Consider the following 20,713-nt stretch of genomic DNA (forward strand, 5'->3'; position numbering starts at 1 on the left):
GCTCGCCGCATCGCAAGGCCCTGATTGCCACGCCCGCAATTTTGAATCAGACACTTAGAAGCGAGCGGTCGCAGTGAAAAAATAGGATCGCGGTGCGTTCGTCTGCACTTGCGACAGCGCGTTGGGGTACATTTCCAAGAACTGTTCTTCCGTCAGTTCCGGAGGACGCGTGCCAACTTGGCTGAGCTGCGTCGGGTTCATGTCGTTGAACAGGTTGTTGACGTTGAGATTGAGAGTGACCGCCTTGCTCAGGTTGTAGCGCAGGCCGATATCGGAGAGCTTCTGCGCAGGCAGGCGGAAAGTGTCGCGAACGGTCACCGGGCGCGAACTGATGTAGCGGAAGCGGTAGTACGCCGCGAACGGTCCGAAATGAAGGTTCGCGGTTCCGTTGTAGGTGACGACGGCGGCCCGCTCCTGCGGTCCGGACAGATAGGTCGCGGTATCGTCGTCGGGAGGCAGGATTCCATTGGGGCACCTTTCAGGGGTGGGCACCCCGTTGCAGGTTCCAAGGCTGATCGAGGCGAACGAGACGGTCTTGCCCTTGTTCAAGGTCAGCACATTGCGGATGTCGAACCAGCGCGTGAAGCGGATCGCATTGTCCAGTTCCACGCCGTACGAGCGATAATGGCTGAAGAACGGGCGCGTCGTGTAGCGCGTGACGCCGTCGGCAAGCAGGCCGCTGTTGTTGCGCACCGCCACGTTCGTCAGGTCGGTGTAGAACACCACCGGATTGAAGGTCAGCCACTTGTTGCGGAACTGCAGCGACAGCTCGTACTGCTCGATCGTCGGCAGCGGGTCGAGCGAGAATTGATCTGCGAGGGTCTGGGAGACGTTGAAGCCGTCCCAGAATGCGTCGTTGTTCTTCCTTCCCTTGGTGTAGCGGGCGTAGAGCGCGGCCTGGCTGCTGATCATGTAGCTGACGGCGCCGCTGTACTGCAGGAACCTTGTGCTCTTGTCGTAGCGGAACGTCGTCGCTGCCGATTCGATCGCGTAAAGGTTGTCGTACAGGGTCAGCGGATCGCCATCGACGCCGCCGAAGGTGCGTGAGGCCGCATTCGGATTGGTCGAGTAGCGCCGGTTGACGCCCCAGCCCCGGTAGAAGGTGTAGCGGGCCCCGAAGTCGAACAGCAGGCGGCTGGTCGGCTCCCAGGTGATCCCGAACATCGGCGAAATCTCGCGGACGTTGGCCCGGTCGCGAAGCGTGAGGCCAGTGCTGCTCCCCAACGCGCCGAAGCCGGTCGGATCGGTCAGCTGGTAGACGGTGCCAGCGGCGCCACCGGCCGCGGTCGTCGTCGTGGTCTGGAAGTCGACGTCCAGCGTGGTCGGATTGTTCTGCAGCGGCATGATCCCGCGGCCCGCATAGGCGAAGTCCCGGGAGAAGCGGGTCAGGTTGAAGTAGGTGCCCGCGGTCACCGTGACCGGACCGAAGTCCTTGGTCAGGGTGAACTGGTCGGTGATGTCGCGGCTGCGGATCACGCCGCTGGCATTGGATGATCCCACCGTCAGGATGAGGTTGCTGCTGTCGATCGGGGCCTGGTTGACGATGCTCTGGTTGGGCAGGAGGTTGGGCGTGTTGCGGTCGATGCAGTAACCGTTGCTCACCGGCGTCACGCAGACCCCGTTCTGACTCGCGGCGGTGACGCGATAGACGCGGGCCAGCACCTGACCGGTGGACCGGTCGCTTAGCGTGAAGAAGCCGGGCGTGTTGGCAAGCCCTGCTGCCTGGGTTCCGAGCAGGCGGAAGGTGTCGGCGTTCAGCAGGCTCTGGTAGCCGATGTCGGTGGCGTAGGTATGGTTGACCTGATTGCGCTGGATGCGAAGGTTGTTGGTGAACGACCAGCCGCCGCCGAACTCGTGATCCCACTTGATGCCGCCGGCAATCGACTTCTCGTGGCTGAAGCTGCTGGGATTCCACTCGCGCGTGTCGCCATCGCCGCCGAAGGGCACGGTGTGCGAGAGGTTTCCGGTGGGCAGGAAGTTGACCGAATTGCCGAACTGCTCGGTGAACTGCGGATTGTCGAAGCCGTAGGCCAGCGGGCGATAATTATCGAGATTGCCGGTGTGGTCGTTGAGATACTTGAAGCTGACGAGAAAACCGCCCGATCCCAACCCCGAATCGTAGTTGACGTTGGCGTTGGCCTTGATCTGCCCGCCCCGGTTCAGCGGATAGGGAATGTCGCGGTAGCCGAAGCTGCGACGATAGTTTCCGCCAATCGAGAAGCCGAGATTGCGCTCCTCGTTGCGCCACCCGTAGTACAGGTCGAACTTCTGGTAGGGATTGTCCTCGCCCTCGATGCCCAGGCGCGCGATGGCAAGTCCGCCGGGATCCGAGAGCCCGGTTTTCGAGATGTAGTTGAACAGGCCGCCCGGAGCGTTCGGGCCGGTGACGGCGGCGGAACCGCCGCGCACCGCCTGGACCCGCTTGATGGTCGCATCGGCGCGCAGGAACATGTCCGGCTGGAAATTCGAGTACGGCGCGGGCACGACGGGCATGCCGTCCTCGAGGATCGTCGTCCAGTAATAGCCGTACGTTCCGGAGGCGGTGCCGTTGGATAGACCACGCGCATAGACAGTGTTCTTGGTCTCGCCGGCGTCACTGTTCACCACGACGCCGGGAATCTCGGTCAGCAGATCCGCGGCGCTGACCGGGACGGTATCGCGGATCTTCTCCTCACCGACCGTGGTCACCGCGACCGGCGCCTTGGAAGCGGCGGTGTCGCGCAGGACACCGGTGACGATGATCTCCTCGGTGGTTGCCTCCTCCTGGGCAGGCGCAGCGCTCGCCGCCGCGCCCTGCGCTTGCGCCGCTGCCGGTACGAGTGCGGGCAGTGCGACGCCTGCCCAAAGCATTGCAATGGTCGTGATGCGCGATCGCGTCATCATCCTCTCCTGTCGTGATGTTCTGGATTGGCAGGCGGGCCTGCTGCGAATACTGATATCGATATCAGATATTTTCGACAATAGGGTTTTTGAGATTGGTGCGATCCGCCGCCTGGGCGCGGCAAGCCGAGACGATCTCACGAAGGCAGATGGACCTCGGCACGTCGCCGAGCATGCTTGGACCCACCCAATGCGCTGCCGTCTGCGACACCCCCTCCCCACAGCGAGTCCATGCGGGCGGTCAACCGGCAACACCCCACCAAGCCGAAATCGCCTGACGCAATCTCGGCAAACGGCAATCCGCACCCCCGGATCTGCCAGCATGGCGATGATTTTATTGGCAATATCTCCGAGCACCCGCTCGAGTGAAAGATTCCGGTTGCGCAGCGTATCTGGTATCGATATCAGAATGGGTATCGATACCAGTAAGGGTTCGAGGGAGTCGAAGAAGTTCAGGGTGCCCAAAGCATCCGAACTGCCGGAGGGGATATATGAACAACATCGTACGCTTGACGTCCGCACTTCTCGCGAGCTGCATTGCCATGCCTGCACTTGCCCAGACCGAGACCGATTCAACGGAAACCGCGAGCCAGGACATCGTGGTGACCGGCATTCGCGCCAGTCTGCAAAGCGCCGTCCAGATGAAGAAGAACACGATGGAAGTCGTCGACTCCATCACCGCGCAGGACATCGGGAAACTGCCCGATCCGAACGTCGCCGAGACCCTGACGCGGGTGCCGGGCGTCCAGGCCTATCGCTTCGGCGGCGAGGCGTCGTCGCCCGTCGGCAACGGTTCGGGCCTGACCATTCGCGGCCTCACGGGCCAGACCGGATCGCGCGTTGACGGACGCGCCTACTTCACCGCGGGCAGCCGCGAATTCAACGTCGAGGGCGCGAGCCCTGGCATGGTGGCCGGCCTCGATGTGTTCAAGAACCCGTCGGCCGAGCATATCGAAGGCGCAATCGGTGGTCTGGTCAACATCCGCACGCGCAAGCCCTTCGACTTCAAGGGCCTGGCCTTATCCGCCGCAGCGGGCGGGCGTTACAACGATCTGGGCAAGAAGCTCACGCCCGAATATTTCGGGATGGTGTCGAACCGCTGGGACCTTCCAGGCGGCGGCGAGATCGGTGTGCTGCTGGCGGCAAGCTACGCCAAGAGCTTCAATCGCGGCGACAACACGCCCTCGGTCGGCGGCACCCAGTTCCGCCGGGCGATCCGCGCGGACAGCGCCGAATATGCGGCCAACGTCGGCACCGGGCTGAACCTCAATGGCGCCTATCTCGGCCGCTCGGACGTGACCTATCTGGCGGACGTCAATCCGGCCACCGTCTCGGCAAGCGATCGCCAGAACCTGCTGACGTCGGTCGGGGTGCAGAACAACATCGCCCAGGAGGACTATGCCCGCACCCGCAAGGGGCTCAACGGTGCCTTGCAATGGCGCCCGGGTCCGGGGCTCGAGTTTTACGTGGAGGGCAACTACAACTCGTACCTCTACCACCAGAACTATCGCTTCCTCAACGCGACCGACAGCCGGTACGCGCAAGGCCTGACGACAAAGGCCTTCACGATCGACGAGATGCTGGCCAACCGCAACGCAAACGGCGGGTCGAACGACCTGCTGTCCGGCCAGCGCATCACCGGCGGCACGTTCCTGAACTCCGGGCTGTCGACCACCGGCGGCGACGAGCATCGCCGGTACAAGACCTTCGTCATCGCGGGCGGCACGAAGTGGGCCGCGACCGATCACCTCGACGTCGATTTCGATTTCTCTTACGTCAAGGCCGATCAGACGCAGGACAACCGGGCCGTGACGCTGGCCTCGGCCGCCGGGCTGACCTGGGACATCACCCGTGATCTTGGCAGACCGCAACAGGTCTCGATCACCGGCCCCGACCTGTCGTCCGCGAGTTCCTGGGTATTCAACAACTACTCGAACGCGACCAACCAGGCCTGGCGTGACGACGGCATCTCCGCCGTGCTCGATCTGGTGTACAAGTTCGACGATTCCTTCCTCAAGGACATCAAGGTCGGCGCACGCTACGCCACCCAGAAGGACCGTTACCGCAACTACTCGTTCAGCAACCGCAACCTGACCACCAACGGACTGGCGCTTGCTGCCGATCGTTCGAACGCGATATCGGTGGCCTCGATGGCGGATCTCGTCGCGGCATCGCCCACCAACTTCATGAATGGCGAGGCGGGTTACTCGGGCGGCTACCTGACGTTCTCACCCGATGCCCTGCTGGGCGACAACGTACGCTCGCGTTTTGCCAACGCGGGAATACTGCCGGAGGACTCGCTGGCCGAAATCGTGCTCAATCGTCGCTACTTCAGCGAGAAGAGCTACGCTGGCTACGCCGTCGCCGACTTCGGGTTCCTCGACGACCGGATCAAGGGCAACGCCGGCGTTCGCGTGGTCAAGACCGACACGTTCGTTCGCGCGATGATCGATCCGCTCAGCACCGGCAACGTGGTTCCGAGCGAAAGCACATCCTCGTACACCTATGCGCTGCCCAGCTTCAACCTGACAGGCTACATCACGCCCGATACGCTCGTACGCTTCGGCTACGGCAAGGGGATCACCCGTCCCGAATTCTCGGCGCTCAATCCCTCCCTGATCATCAACACCGCCGCCGGCGTAGGCGCGGTAGGCAACCCGGACCTCAAGCCCCAGACCGCACAGAGCTTCGACCTCTCGTTCGAGCACTACTTCTCGCCGGTGAACTACGTCTCCGCCGCGCTGTTCTACAAGAAAATCGACGGATTCTTCAGCGGCGTGTCCTCGTGCCAGAACGTCTCCGGTGCCCCGACCCCGACGACTAATACCAGCTGCTCGGGCGACCAGTACTTCATCACCCAGACCATCAATGGCGAGAAGGGAACCGCCAAGGGTATCGAACTGGCGGGGCAGACCTTCTTCGACTACGACTTCCTGCCTGACTTCGCGCACCGCTTCGGCGTGCAGGGCTCGTTCACCTACGTCGAGACGAAGAATCCGCTGACGCTCAACGGACAGCGCATCACCACGATGCAGCCGCTGACGTCCAAGTACTCGTACTCGGTGACCGGGCTCTACGAGGACAAGACGATCTCGGCGCGCCTCGTCTACACCTGGCGCTCCAAGGCGATCCTGTTCGGCTTGGCGGCCAACCCGATCGACGGTCGCTACATCCGCAGCTTCGGACTCCTCGATGCCTCGATCAACTTCAACCTGCCTCACAACTTCTCGCTCGCGATCACCGCTTCGAACCTGACCAACCAGGCGGCCGACCGCTTCGTCGGCGAACCCGATCTCGCGACCGGGATCGAACGCCAGCATTTCATGAACGGCCGCAACTTCGGCGCGACCCTGCGCTACAATTTCGGAAGCTGACGCTTCCGGGACGAGAGGGGACTCCTCCCAATGAAACCCTCTCAAGCCTGATGGGTCGCCGGCTCCTCCGCCGGCGACCCATTTTTTACAGTGCCCGCGTTTCACCGCGGCAAGATCGAGACCCGTTCCGCGTAGGGTCCGACATCGATATCCTCGAGCGACAGGGCCCCATCCGGTCCGCCTACATCGACAAGGCTGACATCGTGCACGCTCCTGTGGGCGTCGAATCCGGCGACGACGGGGCGGTTCACGCTCCCGCGGCGCAACCGGACATGGCGCATCACGATGTTCTCGATCCCGCGCCCCGGAGCAAGGCTGTACTTCTGGTTGAAGACCACCCGGAAATTGAACAGCATGCCCTCCTCGATCCGGTCTATGCGGATGTCGTCGAACACCACGTTGCGGACCAGATTGTTGTCACCATCGGTGATCGCCAGCGCGCCCTGATAGTCGCGGTCGTCCTCGTCGTGATCGAGAATATCGATGTTGCGGAACACTAGGTTCTCGATCGTGCGCGGCTCGTCCTTGCTGCCATGAAGCCCGATGTTCACCGGATGGGCGACATCAGCCCAGAGCGTCGAGTTCTCCACGAGGTAGTTGCGCGCATTGCCGTGATAGTCCCAGCGATCGGCATAGATCGCCACGGCATCGTCGGAAGTCCGCAGGAATGCGCCGTCGATGTGGACGTCCGAGCAGGCCATCAGGTCGATGCCGTCGGTCCAGCCGCCCGCACTGAAGGTACGCAGGTTGCGGATCGTCAGCCCACGCGACTGTCCGCACATCAAGGTATAATGGCCCGGGTTGATCACGATCGGACCTTCGATCCCGATGGCTTGGGAATGGAGAACGGTTATCCCCTCCTTGCCGCCCTTGACGATGCCGGGCCCGACGATGCGCACGTCGTGCGCGTTGGCGACATCGACCTGCCCCTTGAGGATCGCGCCGCCGGCAAGGCGCACATCGGTATTCGATTTGAAGCGGAAGCTGTCCTGCCCTGGCGGCGGGACATGAATGCCGGGACCGAACGCCACGAGCTTGCGCCCTTTCGCGGGCTTGGCGGCCGGATAGATCGGATTGGCGAAGAGATGGAGGTTGTGCAGGCGATCATCGTCGAACTCGACCGACAGGTTCGCCGGGCCATCCAGCTTCAGGTAGGCGATCGCGCCAACGAGCCTGGCCGCGATGCCGCGCGACGCGGGCCGCACGGTAACGTGACGAACCGCACCGTTGTTCTTCTGGATCGCCACCTCGACCGGGACGCTGGTCCCGAAGGTGACCATCGAGGCGGGCTGCGGCTTGTCGAGATCGACCATGACGCGGTATTCGTACAGGTCCCGCCATTCCCCTCCGGGCTGTCGTACCCGCACCGTGAAAGTGTCGTCGAACGAGGTGTAGTAGTCGCTGCCCGGCGGCGGCGGGTAGACCTCGAGAACCCCGGGCGCGGCGGCCGGCGTGGCCTGTGCGGGAAGTCCAACGGCAAGCGCACCAAGCGCGACGAGCGCCAAGGGCTTCACTGTCCGATCCTCCACCAGTCGTACCGCGCGTATCCGACACTCGTCGCCACCGCGGCCGGCGTGCCGAGGGCAGCCTGCGCGAAGAGACCGATCTGGGCGCCGACCCAGCGCCCCTGCCTGGCTTCGAACGTCGATCCCAGCTCTTCATACCGCGCGCCGTCGAGACTGTAGGCGAAGCGCACCGCCATGCGGGTATCGCGCAGCATCGAGGGCCAGTAGGGCGCGAAGTCGGGGGGCGGCACATCCACCATGACCGGCCTGGCGCAGGCCCTGAGCCAGACACGGTCCTGCTTCAGCACCGGCCCGGCTATTTCGGTGATCGGCATGGCGGGACGCTCGTCATCCTTGCGGACCTGCACCACCCGAATGCCTTCGGGGCGGTTCTCCAGGCCAATCCATGCAAAGTTGACCCCGTGGACCGCCAGCCCGGCCCGCTCGCCGATCCGCAGGGGCGCAAAGCGCATCAGCGTACTCGCACAGAACGCCGGTCCGGGAAGCTTCTGTGACAGCACCGCCCCGGTCTCGTACAGGTCCGCGGATCCCGTCACCGACTTGAGGTTCAGCCATCCGTCCTCGACGCTGGCCCAGTCGTCTCCGGGGTTGCTGCCGAACTGCCAGGCGAGAGAAAAGCCTTGATCGAATTCGTCATCGGCAACCGGCGCCGCGACCTGCTGTGTCGCCACGCCGGGTTTGCGATGCACGAGCACCGGCTCGCCGCGGCCGTCGCCATCGGTGTCGGTCCCGATCACCGGCCAGCCGTCCTTCCAACGCATCGGCTGGAGGTGGACGATCCGCCCATAGGCATCGCGATCCTGGAAATGGAGGAACCAGTCCTCGCCGCCCGGCGTGTCGACCCACGCGCCCTGGTGCGGCCCGTTGATCGCCGTGCCGCCCTGATCCATCACATTGCGCCCCTCATAGGGACCGGTGATCCTGCGACTGCGGAACACGCCCTGCCAGCCGCCCTTGACGCTGCCACTGGGCACGAACACGTAGTACCAGCCACCGCGCTTGTAGAGCTTGGGCCCTTCGGTCGTCTGCCAGGGACGCGGCCCGAGGCTCGTCGCGACCTCGGGCATTCGCCCGGCGTCAATGATGATGCGTTCGTGGCCTTCGGTCCTGGTGCCTTCCGCATTCAGCCGCTTGAGCGCGATGAGGTTCGCCTTGCCCGCCCGGCTCTTCGCGAAGGCGTATGCGAGCCAGCCGGTGCCGTCATCGTCCCAGAACGGCGCCGGATCGATCGCGCCGGTGGTCCCGTCCACCAGCACCGGCTCGCTCCATGGCCCCTTCGGGTCGATCGCCGAGACCATGAAGATGCCGCGGTCCGGGTCGGGATAGTAGATCACGAAGCGACCATCGCGATGACGGATTGCGGGGGCCCACACTCCTCCTCCTCGCCGGGCGGTGCGATAATGGTCGTCAGGGGGCAGACGGCGAAGGGCATGACCGATCAGCGTCCAGTTGACGAGGTCGCGCGAGTGGAGGATCGGCAGGCCCGGTACATCCGTGAACGAGGACGACACGAGATAGAAATCGTCGCCGACCCGAACGGCATCGGGGTCCGAATAGTCGCCCGCCAGCACCGGGTTGCGATAGGTGCGGTTACCCTGGTCGGCGATCCAGCGTCCGTCACCGGCACCTGCTCCAGCGGATGCGCCTGCGGTCATACATGCGGCAAGAACCGCGAGCGAAAGCGAGCTCGTGCGAAGCATGGTCTTCTCCCAGGTCAGGCTGCGGCGTCCTCGGCGAGCAGGAAGGCCCCGACCAGTCCGGACGGCTCCCTGCATGCGGGCGACACGATCGCGCGTTCCATGTCGTCGATCGTGCGCAGCGCATGGACATAGCCGCCCAGCAATTCGAGCGTGCGCGCCCGGATCAGCGGCAGCAGGCGCTCCTGCTTCATCACCCCTCCGCCGAGCACGATGCGCTGCGGCCCGGTGGTCAGGAACAGCGAGGCACACAGCTGCGCGAGATAGCTCGCCTCGACATCCCAGAACGGATGGTCGTGAGGGACGTGGGAAGGCGTGAGATCCCAGGCCGCGGCCACGGCGGGGCCTGCCGCAAGGCCCTCGAGGCAATCCCCGTGGAAGGGGCACAGTCCAGCGAAATCGCCATGCGCCGGATGTCGCCGGACCGGGATGTGCCCGGCCTCGGGATGACCGATGCCATGGACGGTACGGCCGGCGCTCACGAGACCCACACCGATCCCGGTGCCCACCGTGACATAGGCAAGATCGCGCAGGCCCCCGCCGATCGCCGCGATCTCCGCGAGGGCGGCGGCGTTGACATCGGTATCCAGCCCGATCGGCACGTCGAGGAAACCGAGCGCGCGCGCGATCATGTCGCTTCCCTCCCAGCCCGGCTTGGGCGTCGCGAGGATGCGCCCGTACTGCGGCCCGGCCGGGTCGACGCCGACGGGCCCGAAGCTGGCGATACCCAGCCCCGCCAAGGGGCCGAGGTCCACCGCCGAGCGGAAGAACGCCTCCACGTCCGCGAAGGTGGCATCGGGATCGCGCGTCGGGATGGTGACGGTGCGCAGCGAGCCGCCACCCGAACTGCCCACCGCGCAGACGAACTTGGTGCCCCCCGCTTCGATCGCGCCGAAGATGGTCATGCGATTTTCCTTTCGCGAAATGTCTGGATGGCTGCAGGCGCAGCCGCTTCAGTCGATCGGTGCGCCGGTCGAGGCGCGTTCGACCAGTGTCAGCATCTCGCGCACATGCTTCACTTCCGGCCGTGCGCCGGTCCGTGCCTCGCGCACCTGGTCGCTCAGCAGCGCGACAGCGCGCGACGCCATATCCGAGATCGGCTGACGGATGGTGGTAAGCTCGGGCCAGATGGTGGCGGCGATCTGCGCGTCGTCGAAGCCGGCGATGCTGAGGTCGCCCGGGATCCGCAGGCCCAGGCCATGGGCAACCGCGGTGACGGCCGCCGCCATGTCGTCGTTGCTGGCGAAGATCGCGGTCGGCCGGTTGGGCTGGTCGAGCAGCTTGTGCGCGGCATCAAGCCCCGAGCGGTAGCTGAACAGCCCCGGCGCGATCCATTCGTCGCGGATCGTGAGCGATGCGCCTGCCATGGCCGCGCGGTAGCCCTGCTCGCGGCGCTGGGACGGAGAGTGCGCCGGATCGCCCTGGATGAAGCCGATCGCACGGTGCCCCTTGCCGATGAGGTAGCGCGTCATGTCGAAGGCGCCCTTGTAGTCGTCGACGATGATGGCCGAGATGCCTTCGCGGGGGATGGCCGTCGCGAAGGCGAGCGGGATCACGTCCGCGCTCGCCGCGAGATCGAGGAGCGCCTGCGAATCGCACAGCGGCGGCGGCAGGATGACCCCGCCAATGCGCGCCTCGACAAGACGATGGAGGCTGGCGATGGCTTCCGCCTCGTTCGCGCCCGGCTCGATGAGGAACTGGCAGCCGCTCTCCCCGCTCTGGCGAAACGCGCCCATGAGGAAGGTCCCCAGGTTCGACGAGGAGGGATTGGAATAGATCGCCCCTACCCGCACCGCGCTCGAAAAGCTGCGCGCATTGAGATTGGGCGAATACTCGAGTTCGGCGATCGCGGCATTCACCCGCTCGCGCATCGCCTCGCTGACATGCCGCTTGCCGGTCATCACCCGCGATACGGTCATCGACGACACACCGGCATGACGCGCCACATCATGGATCGTCACGACAGGGCGATGCGCACTCTTCGCGCCGCTATCCTTGCGCTTCGACTCATTTGCCATCAAATTGCCTCTCCAGGGCCATCACGGCCGGCGTGCACCCGATACGGTAGCGCGCTTCCCTTTCTGATATCGATAACCTCTCTTGGCCATGTGTCAAGTTAGGCCCTTGCCAAACGGGAATCGCGGCTGCATACGTGATATCGATAACAGAATGCGGCGCGTTCGCGAGATCGAAGCAGCCGCCACGCAGCGAACGAGGATGCCGTGCTTGCCAATCGACAAAGAAACTACGCGGTTCTTGGCGCCTTCCTGTTCGCGTTCTTCTTCGCGCAGGCGATGGCGATGTCGCTGCTGTCGATTTGGCTGACCCGCTCGCTGCACCTGAACGGCGCGCAGGCCGGGACGGTCTTCGCGGTCAACTCGATCGGGGCGATGCTGGCCCAGCCCGCCTACGGTTTCCTGTCCGATCGCATGGGCTTTCGCAAAGTGGTGCCGGTCATGATCGCCTCACTGGTGATCCTTGCCGGGCCGTTCTTCCTGTACGTCTATGCGCCGCTGCTGCGATGGAGCCTGATGCTGGGTGCGGCCACAGGCGGGATCTATCTCGGCTTCACCTTCATGGCCGGCAGCTATGCCCTCGAGAGCTACGTCGACCGTGTCGGCCGGCGCTACGGTTTCGAATACAGCCGCACCCGGCTGTGGGGCTCGATCGGCTTCGCGACGGCTGCGGCATTCTCCGGCCGTCTCTACAACCTTGATCCGGTGATCAACTTCTTCCTCGCCAGCCTCGCCGGCCTGGCGCTGATCCCGCTTATCCGCCTTGCCCGGATCGAACCGGACGAGGAGGCGCAACAGGCCGCCGACCAGCTGAAGCTGCGCGACACGCTCGCCCTGTTCGGCCAAGCCCGCTTCTGGCGGTTCATGATCCTGATCCTCGGCGTCACCAACCTCTACCTCGTCTACGACCAGCAGTTTCCGTTCTACTTCTCCTCGCTCTTCCCGACGCCCGAGGAAGGCAACGCGATGTTCGGCTACCTCAACGCGGCGCAGATCTTCGTCGAGGCGGGAGGAATGTTCGTGGCTCCGCTCATTGTGCGTCGGATCGGCGCCACCCGCGGACTTCTGCTGGCGGCGATGATCATGATCATTCGCATCGCCGGATCGGGCTTCGCGATCGGTCCGGTCACGATCTCTATGTGCAAGATGGCGCATGCCGTGGAACTGCCGATCCTGGCCGTCTCGATCTTCCGCTACATCGCCTATCACTTCGAGAGCCGGTTCGCCTCGACGGTCTACATGGTCGGCGTCAGCTTCGGCCATTCGCTTGGCCTCGCCATCCTCTCGCCGCTTGCGGGCATCGGATACGACTTCTTCGGCTTCCAGCACACGTATTTCCTGATCGCGGGCTTCGCGCTCTTCTTCTGGATCTGGTCGGCGTTCTCCCTTGCCCCGACCCCGCCCGAATACACGCCTGTCCCTCCCAAGGCCGGACAGGCGCACGACACCGCCGCGATCGCCTCCGCACCGGACGCTCGCCGCTACGAGGATGCTCTTTGATGAGTGAAGTTACCTTCGAGGACCTGGCTTCCCGCGCACTCGAACGCCCCGGTCCGGACCTGATCGACGCCTGGATCGCCGCGGCACTGGCGCGGGTCGATCGCATGCTGCCGCAGTTCGATACCCATTTTCCCGCGCCCTCGAGCGAGAGCGACATCTATGGCCCCATCGACAATGTCGAGTGGACCAACGGCTTCTGGACCGGGATGCTGTGGCTCTCGTGGGAATTCACGGGGGCGGACAAGTACCGCAAGATCGCGGCGCAGAACCTCGTCTCGTTCGCCAACCGGATCGACAAGCGCATCAACGTCGACCATCACGATCTCGGCTTCCTGTACACCCTGTCCTCCTGTGCCGGTCATCGCCTGACGGGCGATCGCAACGCGAGGGATGCCGGCGTTGCCGCGGCGGCACAGCTGCTGGCGCGCTTCGATCCGGTGGCGAAGGTCATCCAGGCATGGGGCGACATGGACGTGCCCGCCGAACGCGGCCGCATGATCATCGACTGCAACCTCAACGTGCCGCTGCTCTACTGGGCGACCCGCGAGACCGGCGATCCTCGCTTCGCGGCCGCGGCCGACCAGCATCTCGAGCAGGCCGCGCGCCTGCTGGTGCGCCCCGATGCCTCGACGTTCCATACCTATTACATCGACACCGTCACCGGCGAACCGCGCCACGGCAGCACGCACCAGGGCTACTCTGACGACAGCAGCTGGGCGCGCGGACAGGCCTGGGGCATCTATGGCTTCGCTCTCGCCTGGCGGCATACCGGCAAGCAGCACTACCTTGACCTCGCCTCGCGGCTGGCGAACCATTTTCTCAACCGTCTTCCCGACGATGGCATCTGCTGCTGGGACCTGATCTTTACCGAGAACGAGGGTGTCGACCGGGACAGCTCGGCAGCCGCCATCGCCGCCTGCGGCCTGCTCGAGCTGGCCCAGGCACTGCCGCTGTCCGATGCCCTTCGCGAGACCTACGAGGCCTGGGCCGTCGCGATCATGAAGACGCTTTCGGAGGATTACCTCGCGCCTGTCGATGGGTCCAACGCGCTGCTCCTTCACGGCGTCTACCACATGCCTAACAAGGCTGGCGTCGATGAAGCCTGCATCTGGGGCGATTACTTCTATCTCGAGGGCCTGATGCGCCTGCGTCGTCCCTGGTCGCCCTACTGGGCGTGACGCATGGTTTGGCGAAGCCGATCTACGCCATCCTGCAGGTGACCGACCGTAGATTTCCAGCGCTGACCCGATACCGCCGGGTCATCATCAATCCGGCGAAAGCCGTGGAAGGCAGCAGTCAATGACCGTCCATCGCCTCACTGCACGCAGTATTTCAAAGCCCTGGGGGATCACCGATGTCCCGTCCGCTTTCCAGTCCATAGCCGGAGACCGGATCGGCGAGGTCTGGTTCACCGATGCCCCGATGCATGCCTCGACACTGCTCGTGAAGTATCTGTTCACGAGCGAGAAGCTGTCGGTTCAGGTGCACCCGAACGATGCCGATGCCCGGACCGTAGGCCTGCCGCGCGGAAAGTCGGAGTGCTGGTATGTCGTCGAAGCAGAGGCGGATGCACGGCTGGGCATAGGCCTGCTCGCTGACATGGATGCCGCTGCGGTCAGGTCCGCCGCTCTCGACGGATCGCTGCAGGATCTCCTCGACTGGAAGCCGGTCAGCCCGGGCAACTTCTTCTACATTCCGGCCGGAACGATCCATGCCGTCGGAGCGGGCCTGCAGATCGTGGAAATCCAGCAGAGCGCCGACGTCACGTATCGCCTCTACGACTACGGCCGCCCCCGCGAGCTCCACCTCGAACGCGGCCTCGCCGTGGCACAGCTGGGCCCCTATTGCATGCCCGAACGGACGGTGTCCGCAAACGAGCACGAATGCCTGGTCGAACCGGGTGGCGCGCCTTTCAGCGTGGACAGCATTGTTGGGAAGGATGGCGATACGTTCACCCTCGCCGACGACGTCTCCTGGTTCGTGCCGGTCAAGGGTCACGGCCTCATCGACGGAGATCGCTGGACCGCCGGAGAGTGCTGGGTTTCCGAGGGCCCCTGCGACATTGCCGCCGAGGGGCCAATGCATGCGCTTGTCGCCCGCGTGTCGTCCTAGGGCCGAGGCTAGACCACGAATTCGAACAGCATCAGACAAACCGATACCCCAAGGAGGGAAACCAGTGTTCTGCAAGACGTACCACGCCACCCATCCGGACATGATGGAGTGTGTCTCCAACGAGGAACTGCGCGACCGCTACCTGGTCACCGGCATGTTCAAGGCGGGAGAGGTCAACCTCAACTACTCGCACAACGAGCGCTTCATCATCGGCGGCGCGGTTCCGGGCGCTGAGCCGCTTGCCCTGCCGCTGCAGACCGTCCCCAAGAGCGCGGAGGGCAAGTCCTTCTTCGAGCGCCGCGAGGCCGGCATCACCAACATTGGCGGCCCGGGCGTAATCACCATCGACGGCCAGCGCTTCGAGATGAAGAACAAGGAATGCCTCTACGTCCCCATGGGCACGAACGAGGTGATCTTCGAGGGTGAGGGCGCGCGCTTCTACATCGCCTCGGTTCCCGCTCACAAGGCGCTGCCGATCAAGCACATCACGCTCGACCAGGCCAACCCGCTGGCGCGCGGCGACCTCGCCAACTCGAACCAGCGCACGATCTACCAGCTCGTGATCCCCGGCGTGTGCGAGAGCGCGCAGCTGCTGCTCGGCTTGACCGTGCTGGAAGAAGGCTCGGTCTGGAACACGATGCCGCCGCACCTCCACGACCGCCGCTCGGAAATCTACCTGTACTTCGAGCTGCCCGAAGAGAACGACCGCATCTTCCACTACATGGGCGAGCCCGACCAGATGCGTCACATCGTCATCGCCAACGAAGAGGCCGTCATCAGCCCGCCGTGGTCGATCCACATGGGTTCGGGCACCAAGAAGTACGCCTTCATCTGGGCGATGGGCGGCGAGAACCTCGACTACACCGACATGAACGTGCTGGACATCTGCCAGCTCCAGTAAGCCTTCGCTTACCCCCTACGCTCGTCATTGCGAGGAGCGCAGCGACGAAGCAATCCATCGAGCCAGCGTCGCAACCGCCCTGGGTTGCTTCGCTGCGCTCGCAATGACGAGAGAGGGTATCATGGCAATTTCCTTCGACCTGACGGGCAAGACCGCGCTCGTCACCGGCGCCAACACCGGCATCGGCCAGGCCATCGCCGTCGCGCTGGCCGAGGCAGGCGCCGACGTCGCCGTCGCGGGCCGCTCGGAGCCGACCGAGACGCTGGCGCTGATCGCCGCGACGGGCCGCAAGGCCGTGAACATCAAGGCCGACCTGTCCAGCATCGAGCCGGTCCAGCGCGTCATCGACGAGGCGGTGGCAGGGCTGGGCAAGGTGGACATCCTCGTCAACAACGCCGGTATCATCCGCCGCGACGACCTGCTGCAGTTCTCCGAGGAGGACTGGGACGCGGTGATCGACACTAACCTCAAGACCCTGTTCTTCCTCAGCCAGGCGGCCGCGAAGGGCATGGTCGAGCGGGGAACCGGCGGCAAGATCGTCAACATCGCCTCGCTGCTGACCTTCCAGGGCGGCATCCGCGTGCCGAGCTATGCGGCGGCGAAGTCGGGCGTTTCCGGCGTCACCAAGGCGATGGCCAATGAGCTTGCGCCCAAGGGTGTGCAGGTCAACGCGATCGCGCCGGGCTACATCACCACCAACAACACCGCTGCGCTTTCCGCCGACGAGACGCGCAACCGCCAGATCCTCGAGCGCATCCCGACCGGCCGCTGGGGCCGTCCCGAGGACATTGCGGGCACCGCCGTGTTCCTCGCCTCGCAGGCATCAGACTACGTGACGGGTCAGGTCCTCGCCGTCGATGGCGGCTGGCTGGCGCGCTGATGACCAATAGCGCTTCCGGCCACGTCGTCACTTTCGGCGAAGTCCTGCTTCGCTTCGCCACGCCGGGTGCGCGGCTGACGGTGCAGTGCGATGCGCTGGACATGGTCGTCGGCGGGGCCGAGGCGAACGTCGCGGCGGGGCTCGCCTCGCTGGGCCATAACGTGAAGATGCTGACGCGCCTGCCGTCCAGCCCGCTGGGCGACAAGGCGCGCGCGGCCCTGAATGCCGCCGGGATCGATACCGCCCACGTCGGGCGCGATACCGGCCGCATGGGCCTCTACTTCCTCGAGAGCGGAGCGGGCCTGAGGCCCTCGTCGATCACTTACGATCGCGCGGGTTCCGTGTTCGCAACCTCCAAGGCGGACCAGTTCGACTTCGCCTCCGCGCTCGAGGGCGCCCGACTGCTCCACCTGTCGGGCATCACGCCGGCGCTCGGCCCCGGTGGCGTCGCGCTTGCGCAAGCCGCCGTCGCCGCGGCCAACAGCGCCGGCGTGCCTGTCTGTTTCGACGGCAATTACCGCGCACTGCTGTGGGATGCTTGGGACAGCGATCCGCGCGCCATCCTGACCGACCTGATGCAGTCGGCGACGGTCATGATCGGCAACCACCGGGATATCTCGCTGCTGCTGGGCAAGGCGTTCTCCGGCGATAGCTCCGACCGTCGGCGCGAGGCCGCGCTGGCCGCCTTCGAGGCGTTTCCGAAGCTGCAGCTGATCGCCTCGACGGCGCGTCACGTGGTGAACTCCGGCCATCACCGTATCGCCGCGCGTCTCGATGCGCGAGACGCGGCGCACCAGACCAGCGAGGTGGACGTCACCGGCATCGTCGACCGCATCGGCACCGGCGACGCCTTTGCGGCGGGCGTGCTGCACAAGTGGCTGCAGGGCGCGGACCTCGTCGCCACCGCGCAGGCGGGGCTGGCCTACACCGTGCTCAAGCATACCGTGCCGGGCGATATGTGCCTCGTCGGGCCGGGCGAACTGGAAGCGTTCTCCGCCAGCGGCGGCGACGTGCGGCGCTAGGCCAGCGCGCAAGCCGTCCGACCTCGAAACATCGGAAAGACAATCCCATGGTATCGATATCCCCTTGCACGTATCGACTGATATCGATATCATATTTGCAACAACCAGACGCCCTCGGGAGAGCGCACATGAATCGCAACGCCTCGCTCCGCTGCCGCGGACGCGTATCCACAACAGCCAGACTGGCCTCGCTGCTTCTGGCCTCGTGCTCGGCATTTCCGGCTTTTTCCCAGGACGCCGCCCCTGCGTCCCAGGCTCCACAGGATGCCTCGGCCAACGAGATTATCGTCACCGGCGTGCTCAACCGCACGGCCAAGCGTGACGCCGCCGTCGCCATCTCGACCATAGATTCAGATACGGTGCAGCGCTCGGCCCCGGTCAGCGCGGCCGACCTTCTGAAGAACGTGCCGGGTGTTTATGTGAACTCGTCGATCGGCGAGGCGCGCAACATCGTCTATGCGCGCGGCTTGTCGGTCGGAACGCAGTCCGCGACATCGGGCTACTACTTCGTTGCATTGCTCGACGATGGCCTGCCGGTGATCGGCATCCAGGGCAGCGGCTTCCAGCCCGACAGTTTCTATCGTCAGGACCTGACGCTGAAGCGCGTCGAGGCGCTGCGCGGCGGCAGCGCGACTGTTACGGGGCCCAACGCACCCGGCGGTCTGTTCAACTACATCTCCAAGAACGCCCTCACCGATCACGACGGCGGCGTGGCTTCGGTTCGCCTCGGTCTCGAAGGCAAAAGCCAGCCCTATCAGCGTGCGGACGCCTACTACGGCACCGAATTCGGTGAGAGCGGCGTCTACGGGTCGATAGGCGGGTTCTATCGCCGTTCGTTCGGCGCACGGCCGACCGCCTATCCGTTCAACCGGGGCGGGCAGATCAAGGCATCGCTGGGCTGGAACTACGGCTCCGGCTCGCTGGTCCTCTACGGCAAGTATCTCGACGATCACAACGGATCCTACGATTCCGAGCGTATCCCCTCGATCGGCTTCGACGATCCGCAAATCGCGCCCGGCCTGTCGCGCTATGACAACTACACGCTGGGCCGCAAATCGGCCTTCACCATCCCCGGATCAGGCGTCGTGGACAGCCAGCGCTTCGATCCGGACAATCTCGACCACACCGTCGCGCGGACCGTGGGCCTCAAGTGGGAGCACGATGTCGACGACACGCTCCAGATCAGCAATCACTTCCGGTACAACGACAACCGCCTGAAGCTCAATCAGAACGGCGTCGGAACGTTCGGCCTGGACAACCAGAACCTGTGGAACAACCTGGGCTTCAGCGCCGCAGGGCTCAGCCGCGTTCCGGGAACGATCACGGTGACCGGCAGCAACGGCCAGTTGCTCGCCCGCGTGGCCAGCGCCGCGAGCGGCTACACGGTGCTGACCAACAACCTGCCCAACCAGCAGGTTCTGGCCAACGGCGTCATTTCGGGGACCGGCACCTCGACCGATTTCGACGAGCAGTCGTTCATCAACCAGCTGACGATCTCCAAGCGGATCGGCCGCCTGACCATGACCGCCGGTGGCTACCTCTCGCGATCGAAGTTCGTGCGCGAACTGCTGCCCCCCGGCGGCTACATCGCCCCGATAGAGTCCGACATGGGGGCCGCGCAGGTATCCTTCACCGACGCTGCGACCGGCAATGTCTATCAGATGACCAATCCCGCCGGGTTCGGTTCGATCGGTACCGCGCCGGTCCGCAACACCGTTAAGAACCGCTCGACCTCGCTATTCGGCGGCCTCAACTGGAAGGCGACCGACCAGCTCACCCTGGATGCCGGCATCCGCTACGAGCGCTTCGGCTACAAGGGCACAAACCTGCTCGCCTCGGCGAACCCGCAGGCGCGCGACCGCACTTACGGCGGCGTCGATGGCGACCCGCTGACGATCTACGACAATCTCGTGGGCGTGCTGAACCGCGAAGTGCCCTTCGACAAGAAGTTGAGCTTCGTGAACTACACGGCGGCCGCCAACTACCGCTTCTCCGATCGCTTCTCCGCCTATGTCCGCTACGCCCGCGGAAAGAAGAACGGCGACGGGCTTTGGGGCGGGTACGACACCGTGTTCAAGGCGCAGAACCAGCCGATCACGCCGCCGCTGATCACCCAGTACGAAGCGGGCTTCAGCTATGTGAGCCCTGCTGTTCGCTTGACGCTGACCCCGTTCCTCACCCTGCTCGACAAGGTGAACGTCGTCGGCCAGGGGACCGACCTTGACGGCACGACTTACGTAACCACGCCCGCCTTCAACAAGACGAAGGTCTACGGGGTCGAGATCGAGGGCGATATCCGGGTGACGCCCCAGCTGCGGCTAACGGCGGCCGTGACGCTCCAAAAGGGCAAGGCGCTCGAATGGTACAACTGGAACATGGGGCAGACCGGCCGGGCCGACGACCAGCTGGAAGCCTATCCCAATAGCAAGCTTGAGAACCTGGCAAAGGTGCAGGGCCGCATCGGCCTGGAATACGCGACCGGTCCATTCACGGCGCTCGTCAACTTCACCTATCTGGGTTCACGCCCGTCTAGCTTCACCGGGTTGACGACCTTCCCCACCCAGACCCAGACGGACCTGTCGCTGTCCTACGATGTGTCGCCCGACTTCCGCCTCGGCTTCAACGTCAACAACGTGTTCAACGACATCGGCATCTTCTCCATCCAGAATCCGAACCTGCCCGTCTCGGGCCTGTCGCAGGCCCAGATCATCAGCATGTATCCCAATGCGACTACTGGCATCCTTACCACCCAGCCGCGCTCGTTCTTTCTGACCGGGACAGCGAATTTCTGATGCGATCGCACAGC

At 64.6% G+C, this 20,713-nt stretch carries 14 protein-coding genes; 9 read left to right on the top strand and 5 right to left on the bottom strand.

Annotation, left to right across the window (positions count from 1 at the left end):
- Positions 1 to 54: 54 nt before the first annotated feature.
- Entirely contained in the window at positions 55 to 2,880 is a 2,826-nt protein-coding gene (locus QRN25_RS11950; RefSeq protein ID WP_285019670.1) for a TonB-dependent receptor domain-containing protein, read from the bottom strand.
- 542 nt (positions 2,881 to 3,422) lie between these two features.
- Here QRN25_RS11950 and QRN25_RS11955 point away from each other — a divergent pair.
- Positions 3,423 to 6,254, top strand: coding sequence for a TonB-dependent receptor (locus tag QRN25_RS11955; RefSeq protein ID WP_285019671.1), 2,832 nt, complete (start codon positions 3,423 to 3,425; stop codon positions 6,252 to 6,254).
- Positions 6,255 to 6,355: 101 nt separating this feature from the next.
- Here QRN25_RS11955 and QRN25_RS11960 read toward each other — a convergent pair whose 3' ends face one another.
- From QRN25_RS11960 to QRN25_RS11975, 4 genes are read right to left on the bottom strand one after another with little or no spacing between them, the layout of a single operon-like run.
- The gene (locus QRN25_RS11960) at positions 6,356 to 7,768 is read right to left on the bottom strand and encodes a glycosyl hydrolase family 28 protein (RefSeq protein WP_285019672.1); all 1,413 of its coding nucleotides are present in this window, start codon (positions 7,766 to 7,768) and stop codon (positions 6,356 to 6,358) included.
- Positions 7,765 to 9,480, bottom strand: coding sequence for a glycoside hydrolase family 43 protein (locus tag QRN25_RS11965; protein WP_285019673.1), 1,716 nt, complete (start codon positions 9,478 to 9,480; stop codon positions 7,765 to 7,767). Before QRN25_RS11965 ends, QRN25_RS11960 begins: the two co-directional genes overlap by 4 nt.
- A 14-nt stretch (positions 9,481 to 9,494) precedes the next feature.
- Positions 9,495 to 10,382, bottom strand: a complete 888-nt coding sequence (locus QRN25_RS11970) for an ROK family protein (RefSeq protein ID WP_285019674.1) — start codon at positions 10,380 to 10,382, stop codon at positions 9,495 to 9,497.
- A gap of 48 nt (positions 10,383 to 10,430) precedes the next feature.
- Positions 10,431 to 11,495: a LacI family DNA-binding transcriptional regulator gene (locus QRN25_RS11975; protein WP_285019675.1), complete on the bottom strand. Its 1,065-nt coding sequence runs from the start codon at positions 11,493 to 11,495 to the stop codon at positions 10,431 to 10,433.
- Positions 11,496 to 11,699: 204 nt separating this feature from the next.
- Here QRN25_RS11975 and QRN25_RS11980 point away from each other — a divergent pair, with 204 nt between their 5' ends.
- The 8 genes from QRN25_RS11980 to QRN25_RS12010 all read left to right on the top strand — a co-directional run bounded on the left by QRN25_RS11980 (position 11,700) and on the right by QRN25_RS12010 (position 20,699).
- The gene (locus QRN25_RS11980) at positions 11,700 to 12,992 is read left to right on the top strand and encodes an oligosaccharide MFS transporter (protein WP_285019676.1); all 1,293 of its coding nucleotides are present in this window, start codon (positions 11,700 to 11,702) and stop codon (positions 12,990 to 12,992) included.
- Positions 12,992 to 14,170 (top strand): glycoside hydrolase family 88 protein, encoded by a 1,179-nt coding sequence (locus tag QRN25_RS11985; RefSeq protein ID WP_285019677.1) that lies wholly within the window; start codon positions 12,992 to 12,994, stop codon positions 14,168 to 14,170. The genes QRN25_RS11980 and QRN25_RS11985 overlap by 1 nt, the downstream gene beginning before the upstream one ends.
- A complete protein-coding gene (locus QRN25_RS26365; RefSeq protein ID WP_350224249.1) occupies positions 14,167 to 14,295 on the top strand; it encodes a hypothetical protein in 129 nt (42 codons plus the stop codon). The genes QRN25_RS11985 and QRN25_RS26365 overlap by 4 nt, the downstream gene beginning before the upstream one ends.
- The gene (locus tag QRN25_RS11990; protein ID WP_285019678.1) at positions 14,292 to 15,104 is read left to right on the top strand and encodes a class I mannose-6-phosphate isomerase; all 813 of its coding nucleotides are present in this window, start codon (positions 14,292 to 14,294) and stop codon (positions 15,102 to 15,104) included. Before QRN25_RS26365 ends, QRN25_RS11990 begins: the two co-directional genes overlap by 4 nt.
- Positions 15,105 to 15,168: 64 nt before the next feature.
- Positions 15,169 to 16,005: a 5-dehydro-4-deoxy-D-glucuronate isomerase gene (kduI, locus tag QRN25_RS11995; protein ID WP_285019679.1), complete on the top strand. Its 837-nt coding sequence runs from the start codon at positions 15,169 to 15,171 to the stop codon at positions 16,003 to 16,005.
- 121 nt (positions 16,006 to 16,126) lie between these two features.
- On the top strand, positions 16,127 to 16,885 hold the full coding sequence (kduD, locus tag QRN25_RS12000) for a 2-dehydro-3-deoxy-D-gluconate 5-dehydrogenase KduD (protein ID WP_285019680.1): 759 nt from the start codon (positions 16,127 to 16,129) through the stop codon (positions 16,883 to 16,885).
- The gene (locus tag QRN25_RS12005; protein ID WP_285019681.1) at positions 16,885 to 17,907 is read left to right on the top strand and encodes a sugar kinase; all 1,023 of its coding nucleotides are present in this window, start codon (positions 16,885 to 16,887) and stop codon (positions 17,905 to 17,907) included. Before kduD ends, QRN25_RS12005 begins: the two co-directional genes overlap by 1 nt.
- 128 nt (positions 17,908 to 18,035) lie before the next feature.
- Positions 18,036 to 20,699 carry a TonB-dependent receptor gene (locus QRN25_RS12010; RefSeq protein ID WP_285019682.1) on the top strand — a complete coding sequence of 888 codons (2,664 nt, stop codon included), beginning with the start codon at positions 18,036 to 18,038 and terminating at the stop codon, positions 20,697 to 20,699.
- Positions 20,700 to 20,713: the final 14 nt, after the last annotated feature.

The sequence above is a fragment of the Novosphingobium sp. fls2-241-R2A-195 genome (assembly GCF_030209485.1).
GTDB lineage: Bacteria > Pseudomonadota > Alphaproteobacteria > Sphingomonadales > Sphingomonadaceae > Novosphingobium > Novosphingobium resinovorum.

Excerpts from the sequence above, each read along its gene's own strand:
- QRN25_RS11975 (WP_285019675.1), bottom strand. The coding sequence starts at position 11,495 with ATGGCAAATGAGTCGAAGCGCAAGGATAGCGGCGCGAAGAGTGCGCAT.
- kduD (WP_285019680.1), top strand. The coding sequence starts at position 16,127 with ATGGCAATTTCCTTCGACCTGACGGGCAAGACCGCGCTCGTCACCGGC.
- QRN25_RS11965 (WP_285019673.1), bottom strand. The coding sequence starts at position 9,480 with ATGCTTCGCACGAGCTCGCTTTCGCTCGCGGTTCTTGCCGCATGTATG.
- QRN25_RS11955 (WP_285019671.1), top strand. The coding sequence starts at position 3,423 with ATGCCTGCACTTGCCCAGACCGAGACCGATTCAACGGAAACCGCGAGC.
- QRN25_RS11970 (WP_285019674.1), bottom strand. The coding sequence starts at position 10,382 with ATGACCATCTTCGGCGCGATCGAAGCGGGGGGCACCAAGTTCGTCTGC.
- QRN25_RS12010 (WP_285019682.1), top strand. The coding sequence starts at position 18,036 with ATGAATCGCAACGCCTCGCTCCGCTGCCGCGGACGCGTATCCACAACA.
- QRN25_RS12005 (WP_285019681.1), top strand. The coding sequence starts at position 16,885 with ATGACCAATAGCGCTTCCGGCCACGTCGTCACTTTCGGCGAAGTCCTG.
- QRN25_RS11985 (WP_285019677.1), top strand. The coding sequence starts at position 12,992 with ATGAGTGAAGTTACCTTCGAGGACCTGGCTTCCCGCGCACTCGAACGC.
- QRN25_RS11950 (WP_285019670.1), bottom strand. The coding sequence starts at position 2,880 with ATGACGCGATCGCGCATCACGACCATTGCAATGCTTTGGGCAGGCGTC.
- QRN25_RS11990 (WP_285019678.1), top strand. The coding sequence starts at position 14,292 with ATGACCGTCCATCGCCTCACTGCACGCAGTATTTCAAAGCCCTGGGGG.